At 45.2% G+C, this 18,053-nt stretch carries 13 protein-coding genes and 2 tRNA genes; 8 read left to right on the forward strand and 7 right to left on the reverse strand.

What is annotated here, in order from left to right:
• Position 1: 1 nt before the first annotated feature.
• The 5 genes from ABK01_RS03155 to ABK01_RS03175 all read right to left on the reverse strand — a co-directional run bounded on the left by ABK01_RS03155 (position 2) and on the right by ABK01_RS03175 (position 8,478).
• Positions 2-2,134 (reverse strand): methyl-accepting chemotaxis protein, encoded by a 2,133-nt coding sequence (locus ABK01_RS03155; protein ID WP_253676221.1) that lies wholly within the window; start codon positions 2,132-2,134, stop codon positions 2-4.
• A gap of 211 nt (positions 2,135-2,345) precedes the next feature.
• A complete protein-coding gene (locus ABK01_RS03160) occupies positions 2,346-3,038 on the reverse strand; it encodes a hypothetical protein (RefSeq protein WP_253676222.1) in 693 nt (230 codons plus the stop codon).
• 4 nt (positions 3,039-3,042) lie between these two features.
• Complete coding sequence (locus ABK01_RS03165) at positions 3,043-4,212, reverse strand: DUF8084 family protein (RefSeq protein ID WP_212566028.1); 1,170 nt, start codon at positions 4,210-4,212, stop codon at positions 3,043-3,045.
• A 26-nt stretch (positions 4,213-4,238) separates the two neighbouring features.
• Complete coding sequence (locus ABK01_RS03170) at positions 4,239-7,742, reverse strand: tetratricopeptide repeat protein (protein WP_212566029.1); 3,504 nt, start codon at positions 7,740-7,742, stop codon at positions 4,239-4,241.
• Positions 7,735-8,478, reverse strand: coding sequence for a tetratricopeptide repeat protein (locus tag ABK01_RS03175; RefSeq protein ID WP_212566030.1), 744 nt, complete (start codon positions 8,476-8,478; stop codon positions 7,735-7,737). The genes ABK01_RS03170 and ABK01_RS03175 overlap by 8 nt, the downstream gene beginning before the upstream one ends.
• Before the next feature lie 34 nt (positions 8,479-8,512).
• Here ABK01_RS03175 and ABK01_RS03180 point away from each other — a divergent pair, with 34 nt between their 5' ends.
• From ABK01_RS03180 to ABK01_RS03195, 4 genes are read left to right on the forward strand one after another with little or no spacing between them, the layout of a single operon-like run.
• The gene (locus ABK01_RS03180; RefSeq protein ID WP_212566031.1) at positions 8,513-9,883 is read left to right on the forward strand and encodes a tetratricopeptide repeat protein; all 1,371 of its coding nucleotides are present in this window, start codon (positions 8,513-8,515) and stop codon (positions 9,881-9,883) included.
• A 1-nt stretch (position 9,884) separates the two neighbouring features.
• The gene (locus tag ABK01_RS03185) at positions 9,885-10,562 is read left to right on the forward strand and encodes a metallophosphoesterase (protein WP_212566032.1); all 678 of its coding nucleotides are present in this window, start codon (positions 9,885-9,887) and stop codon (positions 10,560-10,562) included.
• Complete coding sequence (locus tag ABK01_RS03190) at positions 10,552-11,607, forward strand: ribonucleotide-diphosphate reductase subunit beta (protein ID WP_212566033.1); 1,056 nt, start codon at positions 10,552-10,554, stop codon at positions 11,605-11,607. The genes ABK01_RS03185 and ABK01_RS03190 overlap by 11 nt, the downstream gene beginning before the upstream one ends.
• Before the next feature lie 8 nt (positions 11,608-11,615).
• Complete coding sequence (locus ABK01_RS03195; protein WP_212566034.1) at positions 11,616-12,995, forward strand: MATE family efflux transporter; 1,380 nt, start codon at positions 11,616-11,618, stop codon at positions 12,993-12,995.
• On the opposite strand, the gene ABK01_RS03200 is transcribed toward ABK01_RS03195, so the two are convergent.
• Positions 12,950-13,279: a hypothetical protein gene (locus ABK01_RS03200; protein ID WP_253676223.1), complete on the reverse strand. Its 330-nt coding sequence runs from the start codon at positions 13,277-13,279 to the stop codon at positions 12,950-12,952. The genes ABK01_RS03195 and ABK01_RS03200 overlap by 46 nt on opposite strands.
• Positions 13,280-13,364: 85 nt before the next feature.
• Between ABK01_RS03200 and ABK01_RS03205 the strand changes: the two genes are divergently transcribed.
• From ABK01_RS03205 to ABK01_RS03215, 3 genes are all read left to right on the forward strand, one after another.
• Positions 13,365-13,438 (forward strand) — tRNA-Asp (locus ABK01_RS03205).
• Positions 13,439-13,513: 75 nt separating this feature from the next.
• Positions 13,514-13,585, forward strand: a tRNA-Pro gene (locus tag ABK01_RS03210).
• A 219-nt stretch (positions 13,586-13,804) separates the two neighbouring features.
• The gene (locus tag ABK01_RS03215) at positions 13,805-16,210 is read left to right on the forward strand and encodes a helix-hairpin-helix domain-containing protein (RefSeq protein ID WP_212566035.1); all 2,406 of its coding nucleotides are present in this window, start codon (positions 13,805-13,807) and stop codon (positions 16,208-16,210) included.
• 102 nt (positions 16,211-16,312) lie between these two features.
• Here ABK01_RS03215 and ABK01_RS03220 read toward each other — a convergent pair whose 3' ends face one another.
• Positions 16,313-16,756 carry a lipocalin-like domain-containing protein gene (locus tag ABK01_RS03220; RefSeq protein ID WP_212566036.1) on the reverse strand — a complete coding sequence of 148 codons (444 nt, stop codon included), beginning with the start codon at positions 16,754-16,756 and terminating at the stop codon, positions 16,313-16,315.
• Positions 16,757-17,069: 313 nt separating this feature from the next.
• Here ABK01_RS03220 and ABK01_RS03225 point away from each other — a divergent pair, with 313 nt between their 5' ends.
• A complete protein-coding gene (locus ABK01_RS03225; protein WP_230974573.1) occupies positions 17,070-18,044 on the forward strand; it encodes an omptin family outer membrane protease in 975 nt (324 codons plus the stop codon).
• Positions 18,045-18,053 lie beyond the last annotated feature (9 nt).

The raw sequence follows: 18,053 nt of genomic DNA on the forward strand, positions 1-18,053 counted from the left end.
CCTAATTGATTTTGAACTTTCCCACCTCTTGCGCCAAATGCTCAATACTGGTTCTATTTTGCGCTGTGATAGACACGACTTCTTCTACCGCATTGGTTATTTGTTCGGCGCCGGAAGCAATTTCGGTCATGCTGTCGGTCGTTTCCCGTGTAATTTCCGCTAGTTTTTGCATCTCTGCAGCAATTTGTCTACCGCCTTCAAGCATTTCTACGGAAGCGGAACTTACCGCTTTCGTTACCTTATTGATGGTCTCGATGGCCGATAAAACTTGCGATCCGTTCTCCTCTTGTTCATGCATCAGATCTACAATAGAATCTTCTTTTCTCGAAATTTGGCTGATAAGTTCGTACACGTCGGTAAAGGTCTTTTCCGCTTGCATACCGGCCTTGGAAACTTGCTCGATAATTTCCGTCGATTCTTTAATAACTGCGCCTATTTGTTTTCCCTGTACGTTGGATTCTTCGGCAAGTTTTCTAATCTCATCGGCAACAACGGCAAAGCCTTTGCCTGATTCTCCTGCGTGAGCTGCTTCGATAGCAGCATTCATTGCTAAAAGGTTTGTTTGACTTGCAATATTCTGAATTACCTGACTCGCTTCGAGCAAGGCTTCGGAGCGTTCTGCAATTTGTTTAACAATCTCATTTGCAGTCCGCGCTCCATCTTTACCGATTTTCATTTGACCGTATGCGATTTTAATCAATTCATCATTTTGAGCGAGCGCCTTGTTGATATGAGTGATATTCTCAGCGGTCTGTGTTATTAACGCCGAAGACTGCGCAATGCTTTCCGACTGCGTTGTAATTCCTTCAACGAGCAGGCTTAATTTTCCTTGAATTTGCTCACCGGTCGCAGCCGTTTCCGTTACACCTGTTGCTTGCATTAAAGCTTTTTCTTTTACCGTTGCAACATTACTGCCGATTTCTTTTACTGCGGCCGCCGTTTCTTCCATATTGCTTGATAAGTCGGAGCCGATGGCAGTCATTTTATCCGCCTCTTCTGTTAAGACGGTGAGCATACGGTGGGTATGCTCCGTTGCCGTATTCAAATTGATCATCAGCCGTCCGATTTCATCGTTGCGTTTTATCGTTATGCGGTCGGTAAGATCACCTGCCGCAATCTTTGCAAACATAGCCTCAAGCCGTGCAAAATAACGTCTAAGTGCCCGGGAGGCAATAATTGCCAAAGTGAAATAAATAACAAACATCAGTAGTCCGATGAGGAGCATAATTCTGACGAGCGCATAAAACAACGAGAGAATTTCCCTTTGTTCTACAATGATAATAAGTTTCCATCCTAATTCGGGAAGCGGAAAGATATAGGCTTTTCTGTTTTTTCCATCCACTGTAATAGAAACAGTCCCTTCCTTTTTTTGAATGATTTCCGAGAAAGCAGCATTGACATCTCTTAGGTTTTTAGAATTGAATGCGCTATGGGTTGCATCCGCTAAAATCATTCCGTCATCCTGTACAAGCATACAATATCCCGTATCTCCAATTCTGATACTGCTGATAAACGATGTTAAATCCGTTAAATTGATATCCACACCGACACACCCTAGCAATGCACCATTACTGTCTTTTACAGCCTTTGTCACCGCTACGACGGGAGTACCATCTGTGGCAATATATACCGGTGTGATAACTATATCGCCGTTCGCTTCTGCCGCCTGTTTATACCATGGCCTTTGACGAGGATCGTACCCTAGCTCATCTTCTCCTGTCCATGAAGAGGCGATTCCACCCCATCGGGTTCCCATATAGACATCTTGAAACTCGGTAAAACTTTTTTCTATAATTCTAAACAGTGTTACAAGCTCCCGCTCCGATCTTCCGGTATGCGTATATATTATTCCCGATTTTTGCGCTTCTATCGTATAATTGTAAATAGTTTCATCAGCGCCCAACACGGCAGGATGGGAAGCAAGCATGGTTACAACGTTTTCGCCTTTTTGAATGAGGAGTTTGATCGATTTTTCGATATTGAAAAATTGTTGAGCAGTAAACTCATTAAATTGTTCGGTATTTCTCTTATAAAGCTCATAGCCGACAACAGCGCTAATAAAGCTGATAATCGAAATGATCGTTATAGTGATTGCCCGCAAAAGCCTAAAGCGAATGGAAACAGCCTTTTTCATGGTAAATCTCCTTTTATAGGGAATTTTTTTCGATAAAAAGAAAATCTCATTACTGCTTTTCTTTCATGTTTAAGAATGGACATTTTGATAATATGTTTGAAAATACGAGATGGTATAGATACCTTTCACTCATATCAAGCTTTCCTTGTTAATTCTTTTTATTATATACCATAGTTAACAATATCGTCAACTTAAATATTCAGAAAAGTAATTACGGCAGCGGGAGCGGTGTACTGAGAAAGCCGATCGATTGGTCTGTATTTTCTCCGAAACACTGGATATATCGCGCATCCGTAGGTCTATTTTCGAGCGCTTCAAGCGATCCGTTTTGCCGGTCGCCACCGTTCGGTTGTAGTTGATACACGGAAAGCGGTTGTAAATCGGCGCTCAGCATAATCAAAGAATAGGATGCGCACGCTGCACTATCGGTAATGTGTAACGTCCATTGCTCATTTTCCAGCGTAAATTCAAAGGGTAAGAAAGTGAGTATCTGCGGCGCCGCTTGCAACGAAAAGGTTGTCTCCGTTTTATTCCCACCCAAATCGGAAGCGGTAAGCGTATATTGCCCCGCAGGAAAAAAACGGCGAGGATATTTGAACTTATTTGAACCTATCCATTGAGCATTCTTTGAATATGCTGCTTCCTGTAAAAAAACGGTATTTTCCCGATGGCAAGACCATTCAAGACCGGTAGCATCTTCGCGTAACGTCAAGTCTTTATAATCGTTTCTTCCATCGCCGTCTTCAAGTAATACAAAAGCAGCCAACCGCTCCGTCACGGTGCCTTGTCGGTTATAGCTGTATATCCGCTGTTTTTTTACAAGCGTAACGGATGGTGTATTAAATGAACAGGCCGCCGACAATAACACGACAAAGAACAGACACGGAAAAGAAAAGCGCTTCATCGGCCTAGAACATAAAGGAAAGATTAACAACCGTCAGATCGGAAGCGGCTTTGTTTGCACTGGATTCAAAGTGTACATTTCTACTTTCGCATTGCTCGATTAAATACGAAATATAGTACATTCCAAGACTGCAAATATCCGAGCCTTCCGGTAGCGCACGATAAAAATCAATGAGCGAATTTTTATTAATATCCGCTTTCTTCATGTCGTTTATACTTGCTTTTATTGCTTCCGACGAACTCGCTTTTGCTTTGTTGTACACTGAAATCTGCATCTTTCCCTGTGTCCCGATAGAAGTGGTACTTCCTCCTCCGATTTTCCATGAAACAAAGACTTTCTCTTCCTTTCTTCTCAGTTCGGCAATAAGTAATTGGCGAACTTTCGGATCGAAAAGCGCGTCTTGAGGATCTTCGATATTCGGGAAAAGCTGCTTTGCCTCATTTCGCATATTCATGTTTTCTGCGCTTAAAATCAACTCCATCAGCACAAGCGAGATATATTCTGCTATTTTGGTTTTGTCGATATATTCATTCAAGCTGGTACGGATTGTCCGTATGATGAGGTCAAAATTCGGAGCTGATTTAAACTTGGTAATGATAAACCAAATAAACGGCCGGAGATTATTGAGGAATTTTTCGCTCAAGAAGAGCTTCATATTTTTATCTGCGGGGGAAAGATCTTCTTTACTGATAAAGGCAGACAGCGGAGCAAGAATTTCTTTCTTTGTTGTATAGATGAGTTCTTCATTTTTCTTTAAAATCGCCGCCAAATAGTGTTGATTGATGTGCGTTTTTTCATCGATAATATTTGCAGGGTTCAATCTATTCCATTTTTTTAGTACCGGTGAAGCTAAAATCTGTTTAAATATGAACATATCGTACTGACGGTATAATAGAGAAAATACAATCAATTTTGACAAGTCCATAATTTCTTGGCGTAAAGAAACCAGTTCAGACTGTGAAATTTCAATCTTTGAAATATAGTTTGCGAGGATGAGGCGTTGAATGTTATCGGGGACAAAAGAATCCAAAGAGATTCCATACTCTTCAACATTCCCTGCCAAGGTAAATCGCAGCAGTTTTTTATTTTGCTTAATAAAGAAAGTTGAACCTTCCTGCGTTAAAACCAACTTAATAGGAAGATTTAATAACCGTTTCTTTTCTCCTGATGCCATAATCGTTATCCTCGCCTTACTATTTTTTAGAGATTAGCCAATAACTTTTTAACTTCGGCTGCATTGCGATAATTCGGTTTTTGCTTAAGTAACTGCTCAAAAATCGCCTTTGCCTCCGTTTTATTATCTAGACTAATATACACTTTTCCAAGCTCATAGTAACTATCCCATGCTTGCGGATTTATTTTGATGATAGCCTGATAGGTGTCGCGCGCATTTTCTTTTAACCCGGCTGATAAGTAGACAGCTGCAAGATTTTGCCGTGCATCGATATCTTTCGGCGTAGCTTTTATCGCATTTGTATAATAATCGATAGCTTTTCCGTACTGATTTTTTAGCCCGTAGAGCTTTCCTAAATTCATATTCACTTCAAAATTTGAAGGCTCCGCCCGATATGCGGCTAATAGATGCTGTTCCGCGCTATCAAGACGCCCTGCTTCAAGCTGAATCCGCCCAAGGTTGATACGAGGCTTGCTATAGTTTCCGTCAGCTGTAACTGATCTGCTGTAGTAATCCTCGGCTTCGCGCAGCCGATTGTTTTTTTCGAGCGCTAATCCATACGTGTATAAGAAGCGGGCATCTTTATCGTTAACAGCTAATGCTTTTTGGGCATTTTGCAACGCTTCTGCCGCCTTGCCGAGTTCAAGTTGTACCGCAGCAAGGTTATAATACGTTACCGGATCGGCATCACCGAGCGTTAACGCTTCTTTAAAATAGCGCTCCGCTTGTTTTGCATCCTTTTGTTTTGAATACACTTGCGCCATCTCTTTTAAGGCGGAAGTATTTGACGGTTCCAACGCCAGCGCTTTTCGGTAGTTATTAATCGCTTCACCGTAATTGCGCTTTTTATCCTGCATACGGGCTATTTCAATCCATGCCCGAACGTAATCCGGCTTTAACGCAGCAGCTTTTGAAAAAGCCGTAAGGGCGGCATCATTTGCATTCATAATCTTATGCGTCATACCGAGATTGAAAAAAGCCGCTTCAAATTGCGGATTTGATTTTACCGCTTGCTCAAAAGCGGTACGTGCCTGCGGATATTTTTTCTGTGCAAAATACTTTCTGCCCAACTCATAATTGTATTGAGCATTTTGCGGATCAAACCGACGGGCTGCCTCTAATTCCTGCACTGCAAGCGCCGCATTGTTTTGGACATCTGCAATTTGAGCATATATATAATGAGCCTTTGCGTCATCGTTTTTAGCTGCTATCGATTTCTTAATATAACCGGATGCCTCGTTCAGCGCTTGAGTTTTATTAGCCGGCGATGCCTTTGAAAGCGACTGCATAGCCTCCGCCATTTCGCGGTACTGCTCAGCTGCAAAGACCGCATCACCGGAAGGTATTTGTCCCGCCGCTTTACTGAAAGCGCTTTGCGCTGCGACAAAATTACCGGCTGCAGCGGCTTTTTTTCCTTGCTGCACCAGTGCGTCTACTTCGCGTTTTTTAGTTAACAGCTCCGCTTGTGCTTTTTTGGCGGCCGCAGCTTCGGCTGCTGCACGGGCTTGAGCCGCCGCTTGTGTGTTTGCATTATTTGCCGTATTAGCTTGGTTCGCCTTATTCGCTGCTGCATTGTTTTTTTGCGGTGCAGCTGGTTGTGTTTGCCGTGAAGCAGCCGCATTTGTTTGCTGTGCGGTCTGCGGTTTTGCAGAGGGGCTTGTTTGCGCTTGCAGCGCCGACTGCGCATCGGCAATTTTTGCAGCTAAGGCTTGTGATTCGGAAGTATTCTTTGCTGCGAGTCCCTTTTTGATATACTCATCGGCTTTTTTCAATGCACCTGCTTTTGTCTGCTTATCCGTTGAATTTTCCGCCAAGCCAAACATTGCGTCAGCCATTTTGCGGTAAGATTTTTCTGCAAAATCATTATCTTTAGGCATAAGGCGGCTTGCTCTGTCCAAAGCAAGGATTGCATTATTCAGCTGTTTACGCTGTGCTGCGGCTGTCCCTTGCGCTATAAGGTTTTCTACCTGTTTGTGTGCAGCGGTTTTAGGCTGCTCTTGCTCTTTGCGCTGCTCTTCGGCTTTTTTCTGAGCAGCGGCTTTAGCAGCCTGTTCCTGCTGTTTACGCTGCGCCTCGGCTCTTGCCTGTGCAAGCCGCTCCTGCTCTTTGCGCTGTTCTTCGGCTTTTTTCTGAGCAGCGGCTTTAGCAGCTTGTTCCTGCTGTTTACGCTGCGCCTCGGCTCTTGCCTGTGCAAGCCGCTCCTGCTCTTTGCGTTGTTCTTCGGCTTTTTTCTGCGCGGCAGCTTGGGCAGCCTGTTCCTGCTGTTTACGCTGCGCCTCGGCTCTTGCCTGTGCAAGCCGCTCCTGCTCTTTGCGCTGTTCTTCAGCTTTTTTCTGCGCGGCAGCTTGGGCAGCCTGTTCTTGCTGTTTACGCTGCGCCTCAGCTCTTGCCTGCGCAAGCCGCTCCTGCTCTTTGCGTGCATCGAGTATTTTAGCGTACAGATTGCGGGCGCCGGAGTTGTTCTGTGCGGCGAGCGCTTCTTTAATATAGCTTTCGGCTTTATTTAGCGACGTCTGTAAATCATTCGGATTTGACAGGCGCTGTGCAAGATTGAGCATTGCATCAGCCATATCCATGTATGAATCGCTTGCGAACTGTTTATTGTCCGGCATCGCGGCTGCCGCTTTATCGAAAGCGGATATAGCGCCATTCAGCTGCCGCTTGTTTACGGCATTCTTCCCTTGTCCGATCAGTTCCACAACCTGCCTTCGCTGCTGTTCCGCTCGATCCTCTTTGCGTGCGCGTTCTGCCGCTTGTTGTTGGGCTAACAGCGCCTGCTGCCGTTTTGCTTCGGCCGCTTTTTGGTACTCGTCTATAATATTACTATAAAGCGCACGGGCATCCGTATTGTTACGAGCTGCAAGAGACTTCTTTATATACCGCTCCGCCTCATCGCGGGCTTTTTGAACGGTTTGAGCATCAGGCGCTGTTTTCGATAATAAAAAGAGTGATGATGCCATATCGTAATACGAGACCGCTTCAAAATCTTTGTCATCAGGCATCGCTTCATCAGCATGTTCAAAAGCGGTAAGCGCATTGTCCAGCTGATTTTTTTGAGCGGCGCTTTTCCCTTGCACAATGTAGTCGCGTACTCTATTGCGCTCTTCTTCAAGCTTTTGATTTCCGGTTGCCTGTCCCGTTTCCTGCTCCTGTATTCCGCGGTTAAGCGCAAGCGCATCATCACCGAACACTCCCGGATAGGGCTTGCCTCTTCCGTCGTTACTTCCGTCTTGAGCGCCGTATTGTTTTGCAAGACTTTCATTGGCAGCTTGTGCCGCCAAAAGCCGTTCCTGTTGTTCCGGAGTGAGCTCATTGCCGTCATTTTCGGATACAAAAAAATCGTTATTTCCTAAAATATCGGAGGATTGCCCGGAAGCTGCTCCCATACTGCCGCCGTTCAGTTCATTTTTTGAAATCGGTACATTATTTGTCCCTTTTCCGCCGAAAATAAGAGAGTACCCGCCCCAAATTAAAAGACATAGAACAATACCTGCTGCCGTTCCGATTAAATATTTGTGTAAATCATTCAAGATTATAGTCCTCCGAATAGTCAAGCGTTTCATCCGAACCGACGGAAAGAGAAGAAGCATTATCTACCGATTGTAAATTTGCATTTATTTCATCTTGTAGCTTTTTATACCGATCCTCTGCAGCCTTTCGCTCCGCTTCTTCCGCCAGCTTCCGCGCTTCTTCTTGCATTCGAATCATTTCCGCTTCACGCTGTTCCGATTCCAAAAGAGATACCATACGCTGAATTGCCTGTCTTTGGGAAGTAGCGGGGTCGAGATTTAAATAAAATTTATAATCTTCCAATGCTTGCGGATATTGTTCCAATTTAATATAGGTATTCGCTCTATTCAATACTGCCGGCGGATAGGCGCGGCGTGCTGCCAGCGCTGCGGTATAAGCCTCTTCCGCTTCGGTAAACCGGCTCTGTAAAAAGTAGACATTTCCCAGATTATAGGAGTAGAGATAGGCTCCCGCCGTATCTTTACTTTTGCCGGCCAACAGCTGCTGTTCGGCCTCAGCATATTTACCGAGGCTGATATAGCATACACCCAAATACAGATTGATTTTAGGATCGTTCTTTCCTTCCGCCGCCGCCTTATAGAAAAGCGGAACAGCCTTATCCGGTTGATTATTCAGCAGCAATTTCTTTCCCTGCGTTAAAGCATCCTCCGTAAAGCCTGATGTGAGAGCTGTTAACAGATACATAATGATCGGAATTAACTGCCGAGCCGATAGTATACGGCAAATACGCTTCATTGACATTACCTCTCAAAAATTATACCATAAAATTATGTCTTTGTACCTTATTAGTTTCATTAGTGTTCTTGCTTTTTTCATTCTATTACTCGCTTTTTTACTGATACGTTCGATTATTTCACCGAAAAAAACAGCTATAATAGAAAAATATATCAATGCCGGCAAGTATGCGACAGCAATTAAACGGGCAAAAGCTATTATAGCAAAAAACCCGCGTGATACGAAAGCCCATTATCTTCTTGGAAAGGCTTATTTGGCCGACGGTCGTGCCGAACTTGCATTGATGGAATTTAAAACCATCAGTAAGGCGACCTTTGAATCGAAAGCGCAAGAAAAAGAATTCCGAAATTTAACGGCACAGCTGTATGAACGCTTTCAACAACATACCGAAGCCCTTGCCGAATATGCGCTGCTGATAAAACTCGATCCCCAAAATGCGGAATATTATTATGCAATCGGACAGCTTTTTGAACAACTCAATAAAACAGAACAAGCTATTTTTCATTACCGACAAGTGATTAGCCTTAATCCTAAACATGCTGCGGCTCATGCAGCGCTCGGATTACTTCTGTTCCGCAATAAGTTGATGAGCGAGGCAAAACAGGAAATCGCTACCGCATTGAAGCTTGAACCGGATAATACAACTGCGCTGTACTATCAAGGGCGGCTGCTCCGTGAATCAAAAGAATATGCGCAAGCGCTGGCTTCATTTGAAAAAGCAGCCCGCAATGCGGATCTTCGACAAAAGTGTTTTACCGAACGCGGTTTATGCTATCTTGATGCAAACAGCCTCGAGAAAGCCGCTTTTGAATTTGATCGCGCGCTTAAACTTACAACTGCAAAAAATACGAATCCCGATACGTTGCGGCTCCGTTATGCGGCTGCGGCATGCTACGAAAAAATGAGAGACCTTGACAGGGCTATTGAACAATGGGAGATAATCCACACGGTAACGCCGAAGTATAAAGATGTTGCGGACAAACTGAACCAGTATCGGGATCTCCGTTCAAATGATTATATGAAGGAATATCTTACCGTCAGCGCGGAAGCGTTCCTCAAACTCTGTAAAGCGGTTACGGAACAAGCCTTTGCGCTTTCGGTTCAGTCTCAAAAAGAGATTAAACAAGGCTGTGCGATTATCGCATTGGAAGATAACTCCGAAAAATGGATGAATGTACGCAAGCAGCCCAAACTCTTTATTTATTCGCGGGATAGCGACATCATCGGTGATTCTTTTTTACGCTCGCTGCATGAACAGATGAAAACTCAAGGGTTGGTGCGAGGTGTCGTTATTACCTCAAGCGGTTTTTCGCGAGCTGCATTGAGTTTTGCAGAAAATCGGCCGTTTGAATTAATCGATAAAGACAAACTGGAGTCAATCCTCAAAACAATAAAAGGCATATAGCATGAAGATCCTCTGTGTTTCCGATCAAATTGATCCGCTCATTTACAGTGTCAATATCAAAGAGCGGTATCAAGATGTCGATCTGGTGATTTCGGCAGGGGATTTACCGATGGAGTATTTGGAATTTATCGTTTCATCGTTGAATAAACCGCTCTTCTTTGTGTTCGGAAACCATAATCTTAACGCATTGCCCTATTATCACAAAAAGTTTAGGACGAATGCAACGCTGCAATCCATTGCGGAAGAGCGGACTGAAGGATACGGTTCAACCTATCTTGGTTTTACCACACGCCGAGAGGGCAATGTGCTTTTTGCAGGAGTTTCGGGAAGTATCCGGTACAATAGCGATATCGGGCAGTACACCGAACATCAAATGAAGATGCAGTTGCTTGCATTGGTGCCGCGCCTCATTTACAACAAGCTGCGTTACGGACGGTATTTAGATGTGTTTGTCGCTCATGCGGCGCCCTTCGGTATTCACGACCGTCCCGATCCGTGCCATGTAGGGTTTAAATGCTTTTTATGGTTCATAAAAAAGTTTAAGCCGCGCTACTTTTTACACGGGCATATTCATCTTTACGACTTACAGGCGCCGCGGGTAACCGTCTATGAAAACACAACGGTTATCAATGTGTTCAGCAATTACCTGTTGGAAATAGGAGATTATCATGATAGATAACAAAACCGTACTTGCCCGTAAAAAACTTTTTAACGAAACAGGTGACATCGAAGTCCATTTACGGAAGATGATAGGCGGTAACACTACCAACCTCAACGATTTTAATAATATGAAATATACATGGGCGAGCGAGTGGTACCGGCAAGCGATGAATAACTTCTGGATACCGGAAGAAATCAATATGAATACCGATGTGCAGGATTACCGCAAGCTGAGTCCCGCGGAAAAAACTGCCTACGATAAAATCCTGTCCTTCCTCATTTTTTTGGACAGCATCCAAACGGCAAACTTGCCGAATGTCGGGCAATACATCACCGCAAACGAGGTGAATCTCTGCCTTACCATTCAAGCGTTTCAGGAAGCAGTGCATTCGCAGAGCTACAGCTATATGCTGGACACTATCTGCTCCCCCGACGAGCGGACAGCCATCCTCTATCAATGGAAGGATGATGAACATCTGCTCAAGCGGAACAAGTTTATCGGAGACTTATACAATGAATTTCAGGATGATAAAAGCGCGCTGGCTCTTTTGAAGGTTGCCGTCGCCAATTATATTCTGGAAGGGGTGTACTTTTATTCCGGCTTTATGTTTTTCTATAACCTTGGGCGCAACAACAAGATGCCTGGCTCCGTGCAGGAAATCCGCTACATCAACCGCGACGAAAACACACACCTGTGGTTGTTCCGCTCGATTATCCACGAGCTGCAAAAGGAAGAGCCGCAGCTGTTCACTCCGGAAAACAACGAGCTGTTCCGCAGCATGATCCGCGAAGGCTGCGAGCAGGAAATTGCGTGGGGGCATTACGTTATCGGGGATGACATTCCCGGCCTGACCCGCGGCATGGTTACCGACTACATTCAATACCTCGGCAATCTCCGCTGCGAAAACCTCGGCTTTGAACCCTTATACGAAGGGCACCGCGAAGAACCCGTCTCCATGAGCTGGGTAAGCCAATACAGCAACGCGAACCTCATCAAAACGGACTTCTTCGAAGCAAAGTCTACGGCTTATGCAAAATCTTCCGCGTTAAAGGATGATTTATAGAGCAGAAAATGCAATTTAAAAGATTTTCGCTTGGGCCGACTCATTTTTATCGGCGAGCGCTTGGATTTGCCATACCGGTAATGATTCAGACCTTTGTGCAGAGTCTCGTTTCGCTGATTGATAATTTTATGGTTGGCGGGCTGGGCGATATAAAAATGAGCGCGGTCAATATCACCAATCAATTTACCTTCCTCTTTTTGACGACGATCAGCACCTTTTCCGAAACAGGCGGTATGTTTATGTCCCAGTTTAACGGAGCGAAGGATACCGGCGGAATGCAACAGGCGTATCGATTCAAGCAGATTATGATGCTGATCTGCGCCGCGCTCTTTACGGTTCTCTCATTCTTTTTTTCGGGATATATCCTCGGTTTTTTGGTACACGGAAACCAGCAGGCGCCCGAAATTGTAGCCGAAGGGCAGCGGTATCTCCATGTTATCCTTCTAACCTTTATTCCGATAGCTTTTTCAACCGCGATTACCTCTTCCCTGCGCGATATTGGCATGGTAAAGATCATTATGTACAGCGCGATTATCTCTACTTTGATCAACACGTGCGGGAACTATATTTTGATTTACGGAAATTTCGGTGCGCCGCGGCTAGAGGTAAAAGGTGCGGCTTATGCGACGCTGATAGCCCGCTGTTTTGAAGTTATACTCCTGCTTATCTACGTGCATATTAAAAAGCCTGCGTTCTACGTGCGGATTACCGCGCTGTGGAAAATACGCTGGGAACTGTTTATGCAGATGTTTAAAAAACTCGGATTGGTGTTTGCCTCCGATATTTCGTGGGTAGGTACCGAAACGATTGTCGCGGCGCTGTATAACAGTCGCGGCGGAGCGGAGGTGGTCGCAGGTATGGCTGCCGGTTGGACGATTGCAAATATCTTCTTTTTAATCTTTCCGGTTATTTTTACCTGTGTGCGTATCATTGTCGGCAGCTCGCTGGGGCAGAACAAATTAGATGAAGCCCGCAAGCAGGCGCGGTGGTTCCTTTCCGGCTTTTTTATCTTCGGTATTTTTGTCGGCATCTGCGAAGCGCTGACCGTTTTTATCATTCCCATTGTGTTTATCCGGCTTTCGCCCGCCTCGCATATCATTACGCGGAACCTCGTATGGGTTATCGCGCTTTATATGCCGCTGTGGTCATACCTTAACACGCAGCTCGCAATTTCCCGCGCCGGTGGCGATGCGCAGCTCGGTGCATGGGTGGATATCAGCGTCAACTCAATCGTATTCCTACCGGTGATGATTATCTTTACCTACTGTACTGCGCTTTCACCCGTTGCAATGTTCGGCCTTGCAAAGCTCAGTGATTTTTTAAAGCTGCTCATCGCCGGACATCAGTTAAAAAAAGAACGGTGGGTAAAGAACTTAACCGTCGCGTAAAGGTTCATAAAAAGCAATACGGCGCAGCGCGGAATACAGAGGTATCCACTTTCACACGGAGCAATTACGTTCTTTCGTTCTGCAGTATGCCTTCTTCTTCTTGCAGGAACTGCATCGAATAGAGTTGATAGTAGTGCCTTTTTTTGCAGCAGCGTCTTTGTCGTCTTCGCACCTTGAATATCTTCGTTGTATGCAGCCGTGAACTGTGCATTTGCCGCCCGTACTCTCCGCTGTGCCTTTAATATCTTTGTGCGCAGGTAGATGCCCAATATTCTTTTTGTCAATACCTCTTGCAATTTATATAGAGAAATTTTTTTGTAATTTTCTCTTGACTTTTTATTCCAAGCAGTATATTATTACCGCCATTACGGGGGCGTAGCGAAGCTGGTTATCGCGCTGGCCTGTCACGCCGGAGATCGCGGGTTCGAGCCCCGTCGCTCCCGAAGAAGCTCACCGCACAAGTGGTGAGCTTTTATTTTATATTTTATTTTATAATCGTTAAGATATAATCACACAAACGGGCAGTAGCGCAGGGGTAGCGCGCTTGGTTCGGGACCAAGAAGTCGGGGGTTCAAATCCCCCCTGCCCGATAATTCCTTCCTGTATATAAACTCGAGTTTTGGGCAAAGGCGGGCACATTTATTACGCCGTAAATGGTGAACCGGCATAATATACCTCTATTTCAATACCTTTAATTGTTTCTTTGTCGGTTTCGAGGTTTAATGATCGACTTCTCTATAATTGATTAACGGGACATTATTTCTCCTCTCCTCTTTAAAAAAAAGCTAAAATTAGGTATACTCATCCGCATGGAATTAACACAAGAGTTTATTGACGGTCTTGTTGTGAACGAGATCGACATTATGAAAAAGGTTGCGGAAGAGCTGAATATCAGGATGCAGCAGGTTTCCGCAGTTATCACATTGGTCAACGAAGGGTGTACGATTCCTTTTATTTCACGGTATCGTAAAGAAATGCACGGTTCGCTCGATGAAGTTCAAGTTCGGGATTCCGATAAATTGTTTAAATCCTACGTCAACTTGGAAACACGGCGGCTTGAGATTGTGCGGGGTGTGTTTGCGGCAGGAAAGCTGACTGAGCTGCTCTATGACAACATTATGAAGGCATCAACGCTGGCAGAGCTTGAAGATATTTGGGCGCCCTTTAAAAAGAAGAAAAAGACACGCGGTATGCTGGCTGTTGAACGCGGTTTGCAGGGCTTAGCGGATTTAATGAAGGAATTGGAGGAAGCGGAGCTTGTAAAACGGGCGCAGGACTTTGTTAAAACCGATTGCGAAGACGAAACGCTCAATGTGCCGACGGTAGAGGAGGCTCTTGCGGGAGCTTCCGATATTATCGCCGAAGAAACAGCACAGGATACTGAAAACCGGAAAGCGGTACATGATTTCTTTATGGCAACCGGTATGTTTGAAGTGAAGGGTATCGGGGATGAAGAAGCGCAGAAAACCTCTGTGTATCAGATGTACTGGGATTATTCCGAAGCGCTGAACCAGATTAAACCGCACCGGGTGCTTGCCATCAACCGCGGAGAGCGTGAAGGTTTTTTGGAAGTAAAAATCAATGTTGATGTAGACGAAGCGGTCGCACGGGTACAGAGCCGTTCGGTGCAGCACAACAAATACCACACTGAAGCGATTGCGGACGGTATTGTCCGGCTGCTCAGCCCGGCGGTATTGCGCGAAATCCGCAGCAATTTAGGCGAAGACGCCGACACCCACGGCATTACTATTTTTAGCGAAAACTTAAAACATCTTTTGATGACGCAGCCGATTAAGGGAACCCGCGTACTCGGCGTAGACCCCGGTATCAGAACCGGCACCAAATGCGCCGCCCTAGACGAAACCGGCAAGTACCTCGGCTCTTTTGTTATTTACCAGCATAAGGCAGAGGAAGCAAAAGCGGCGCTGCTCAAGGCGGTAAAAGACTATAAGGTACAGCTCATCGCAGTGGGCAACGGGACAGGCTCTCACGAGGTACAAGAAATTGTGTCCGATGTGATTAAAACGCATTGCCCTGATGTCCTGTTTACGGTAGTTGATGAGGACGGAGCCTCTGTGTATTCCGCAGGAGATGTGGCGCGCGAGGAATTTCCCGACTTGGATCTGACCATCCGCGGCGCTATCTCCATCGGGCGGCGCTTGCAGGATCCCCTTGCTGAACTCGTTAAAATCGACCCTAAGTCTATCGGTGTTGGGCTCTATCAGCATGACTTAAACCAGAAAAAACTTTCAGAAGAGCTGGATGCGGTTGTCGGTTCGGTAGTAAACAATGTCGGTGTGAATTTGAACACCGCAAGTGCCTCGCTGCTCAAATACGTGTCCGGTATTACGAGTGGATTGGCGAAAAAAATTGTCAGCCACCGCGAAAAAACCGGCATCTTTACCGACCGGGAGCAGCTTCATAATATCAGCGGTTTGGGACCAAAGACCTTTGAACAATGCGCCGGTTTTTTGAAGATACCGGAGAGCGCAAATCCGCTGGATAACTCGTGGGTACACCCCGAAAACTATCCTGCAGCGGAGGTTATCTATCAGATTGTTCGCAAAAATGAACCGGTAACCAAAGAGGTACGAATGGAGCTGCAGGAAAAGTACCGGCTCGGCGAGCAAACAGTTAGCGACATTATCGAAGAACTGAAAAAACCGAACCGCGACCCTCGTGAGGACTGCCCCAAGCCGATTATGCAGCAGGGCGTTCTCTTGTTTGAAGACCTTAAACTCGGCATGACCGTTAAGGGCAAGATCAAAAACGTTGTGGACTTCGGCGCCTTTGTTGACCTCGGTATTAAGGAAACCGCCCTGTTGCACATCTCCGAGATGAGCGACAGCTTTGTTTCCGATCCGCTTGAGGCAGTAAAAGTCGGCGATATTGTGGAATGCCGGATTATTGCACTTGATGAAGCGCGCCGCCGTATCTCACTTAGCCGGAAAAGCGAAAGCGGGGTACAGGGGAAGCTAACTGCAAAGCAAAAGGCGGAAGTAAAAAAGATCACCGTAAAAACCAAGGACGGAAAAACCGTTGCGGTTAAAACCGCCAGTGGCGCCCCTGCCGTACAGGGAGAAAAACACCTAAGCCACCGTGGTGAGCGGCAACCCGCACTCCGTTCGGAGCGGCGCGTTGCAGAAGCCCGCCCACGGAAGGACGACGACGGTACAAAGTATAATCCCTTTGCAGCATTCTTTAATAAGAAGTAAAACAAAAAAATCCCGATAAAAGAGAGTTTCTTTTATCGGGATTAGTTCATTAGAAGACACGTACCCTTTAGATATCTAATGAGTACGCGCAAACAGGTGCGCTTACTTTGCAGCTTTTTTTATGTCCGCCGCAGAGGGGCTTGAGACTTTCTGCAGTTCGAACTTTGCAGCTCCTGCAAGACTGGGAATACTAAGTTTTTTCGCTAAATCTGCAGAGATATCCAATGTCATCTTTTCGCCTTTTAATGTATATGGGAAAGATACTGCATCGGTGTCACCTTTGATAGTTATGTCTTTTTTACCGATAGTGTAAGTCCCTAGTTTTGATGCCGTCAATGTGAACATTTTCATTGCAGTGTATGCATTACCGTCGGAATGGAAGCAAAAATACATCTCACCGGGAACAGGTATACTTGCCCCCGTTGCCGTTATTTTTTCTACCTTCCACACGGTATCGGCTTTCGGCTTACTGCCGCATCCGGTTACCATCATTATTGTACCGAACAGTACAACACACAGAGCCATTGCTGAAACAATCTTTTTCATTGTTTCCTCCTTAAAAGTAATATAGTTATCGCCGATTGTACAAACTGATACGTTGTATAGCCGTTACAGTAAAGGCTATACAGCCGTAAAACGCCGGACAATTTGCACGGTAACTTTCTTCCATAATACCTCTCCCCCTTTTAAAAAGTCAAGTAACTTTTATAATTTTTCGCTCAATAGCTTTTTGATTTTATCATGCGCAGTATGTCAGGATATTGAGTAGATTAAAAATTAAGGTTATAGTTTCGTTATGCGGTCGTATCGCTTTTTATTACTACCAGTTATAATCTTTTTCTTATTCTCGCACATAGTTTTGGCACAAGATGCAAAACAGCTTGAAGATTCCGAAAAGGTAAAAAAGTTTCCGGTAAGCGGATTTATTGCTTTTTCGGTCAACACCATGATTGCCGAAGGTCACGAATATGTTTGCGATTATGATGCAATAGTAAGTGACCTAAAATGGCCGCTTACGCCTTCGGCCTCGTATACGCTCTATGGCGGGTTATATCTGCCTAAAGGCATTCACATCGAAGGAAATATTTCGTTTATGCAGCCGATGTCTACCTCCTCCATGACCGATTCGGACTTTGAAGGAATAGACGCAATACCTCCACAGACAGGTATCACAAAATTTTCAAAACACAACTGTACGATTGTTGGTGGGTTAAACTGGACAGCAAAACTCGGGTTACAGATGCAGATGCCGCAATCTGCTGCAATGCGGAAAGTCGGCATTGCAGTGACGATAGAACCAATGCTCAGTTTTTACTCCTCAACAATCAGCTGGCATTCCTACGGCGGCTATTTGCAATACGCGAAATTGAAACCGAACGGAATGTATGAACCGTGGACTGAAGCATTACCTAAAGTACCGCATACCGGACCGGCAGTATCGTATCAACAACACGTAATGATGCCTGCAATAGGCATCGGTTTTGAAACAACTTTTCCGCATAACCTGACGCTTTTATCGGACTTTCACCTTACTCCTGATATTATGGCTTTGGCAGAAGATATCCACCATGGTCGTAATGTACGATTTGTCGATATTTTGGGCGGGGGCTGGGCAATGCACGGCACTATCCGGTTAAATTGGAATTGTCTACCGTTCTTTTCAGTATTCGTTAATCTTTTTTATCAATACTGTATTACAATGGAAGGGTACAGCCTTCTTTATGACAGTATCAAAGCGCCTAAACCATATTCCTATACACAGCCCAATACTGCAGGCACTTCTTTACACGGCTGCACCTGCTCAATCGGGTGTACCTTTCGAATAGGCCGATAACGATGCAAC

Source organism: Treponema sp. OMZ 305 (genome assembly GCF_024181325.1).
GTDB lineage: Bacteria > Spirochaetota > Spirochaetia > Treponematales > Treponemataceae > Treponema.

Coding starts and splice junctions, on each gene's coding strand:
- ABK01_RS03175 (WP_212566030.1), bottom strand. CDS start 8,478: ATGAAGCGTATTTGCCGTATACTATCGGCTCGGCAGTTAATTCCGATC.
- ABK01_RS03155 (WP_253676221.1), bottom strand. CDS start 2,134: ATGAAAAAGGCTGTTTCCATTCGCTTTAGGCTTTTGCGGGCAATCACT.
- ABK01_RS03220 (WP_212566036.1), bottom strand. CDS start 16,756: ATGAAAAAGATTGTTTCAGCAATGGCTCTGTGTGTTGTACTGTTCGGT.
- ABK01_RS03165 (WP_212566028.1), bottom strand. CDS start 4,212: ATGGCATCAGGAGAAAAGAAACGGTTATTAAATCTTCCTATTAAGTTG.
- ABK01_RS03215 (WP_212566035.1), top strand. CDS start 13,805: ATGGAATTAACACAAGAGTTTATTGACGGTCTTGTTGTGAACGAGATC.
- ABK01_RS03160 (WP_253676222.1), bottom strand. CDS start 3,038: ATGAAGCGCTTTTCTTTTCCGTGTCTGTTCTTTGTCGTGTTATTGTCG.
- ABK01_RS03190 (WP_212566033.1), top strand. CDS start 10,552: ATGATAGATAACAAAACCGTACTTGCCCGTAAAAAACTTTTTAACGAA.
- ABK01_RS03185 (WP_212566032.1), top strand. CDS start 9,885: ATGAAGATCCTCTGTGTTTCCGATCAAATTGATCCGCTCATTTACAGT.
- ABK01_RS03180 (WP_212566031.1), top strand. CDS start 8,513: ATGTCTTTGTACCTTATTAGTTTCATTAGTGTTCTTGCTTTTTTCATT.
- ABK01_RS03195 (WP_212566034.1), top strand. CDS start 11,616: ATGCAATTTAAAAGATTTTCGCTTGGGCCGACTCATTTTTATCGGCGA.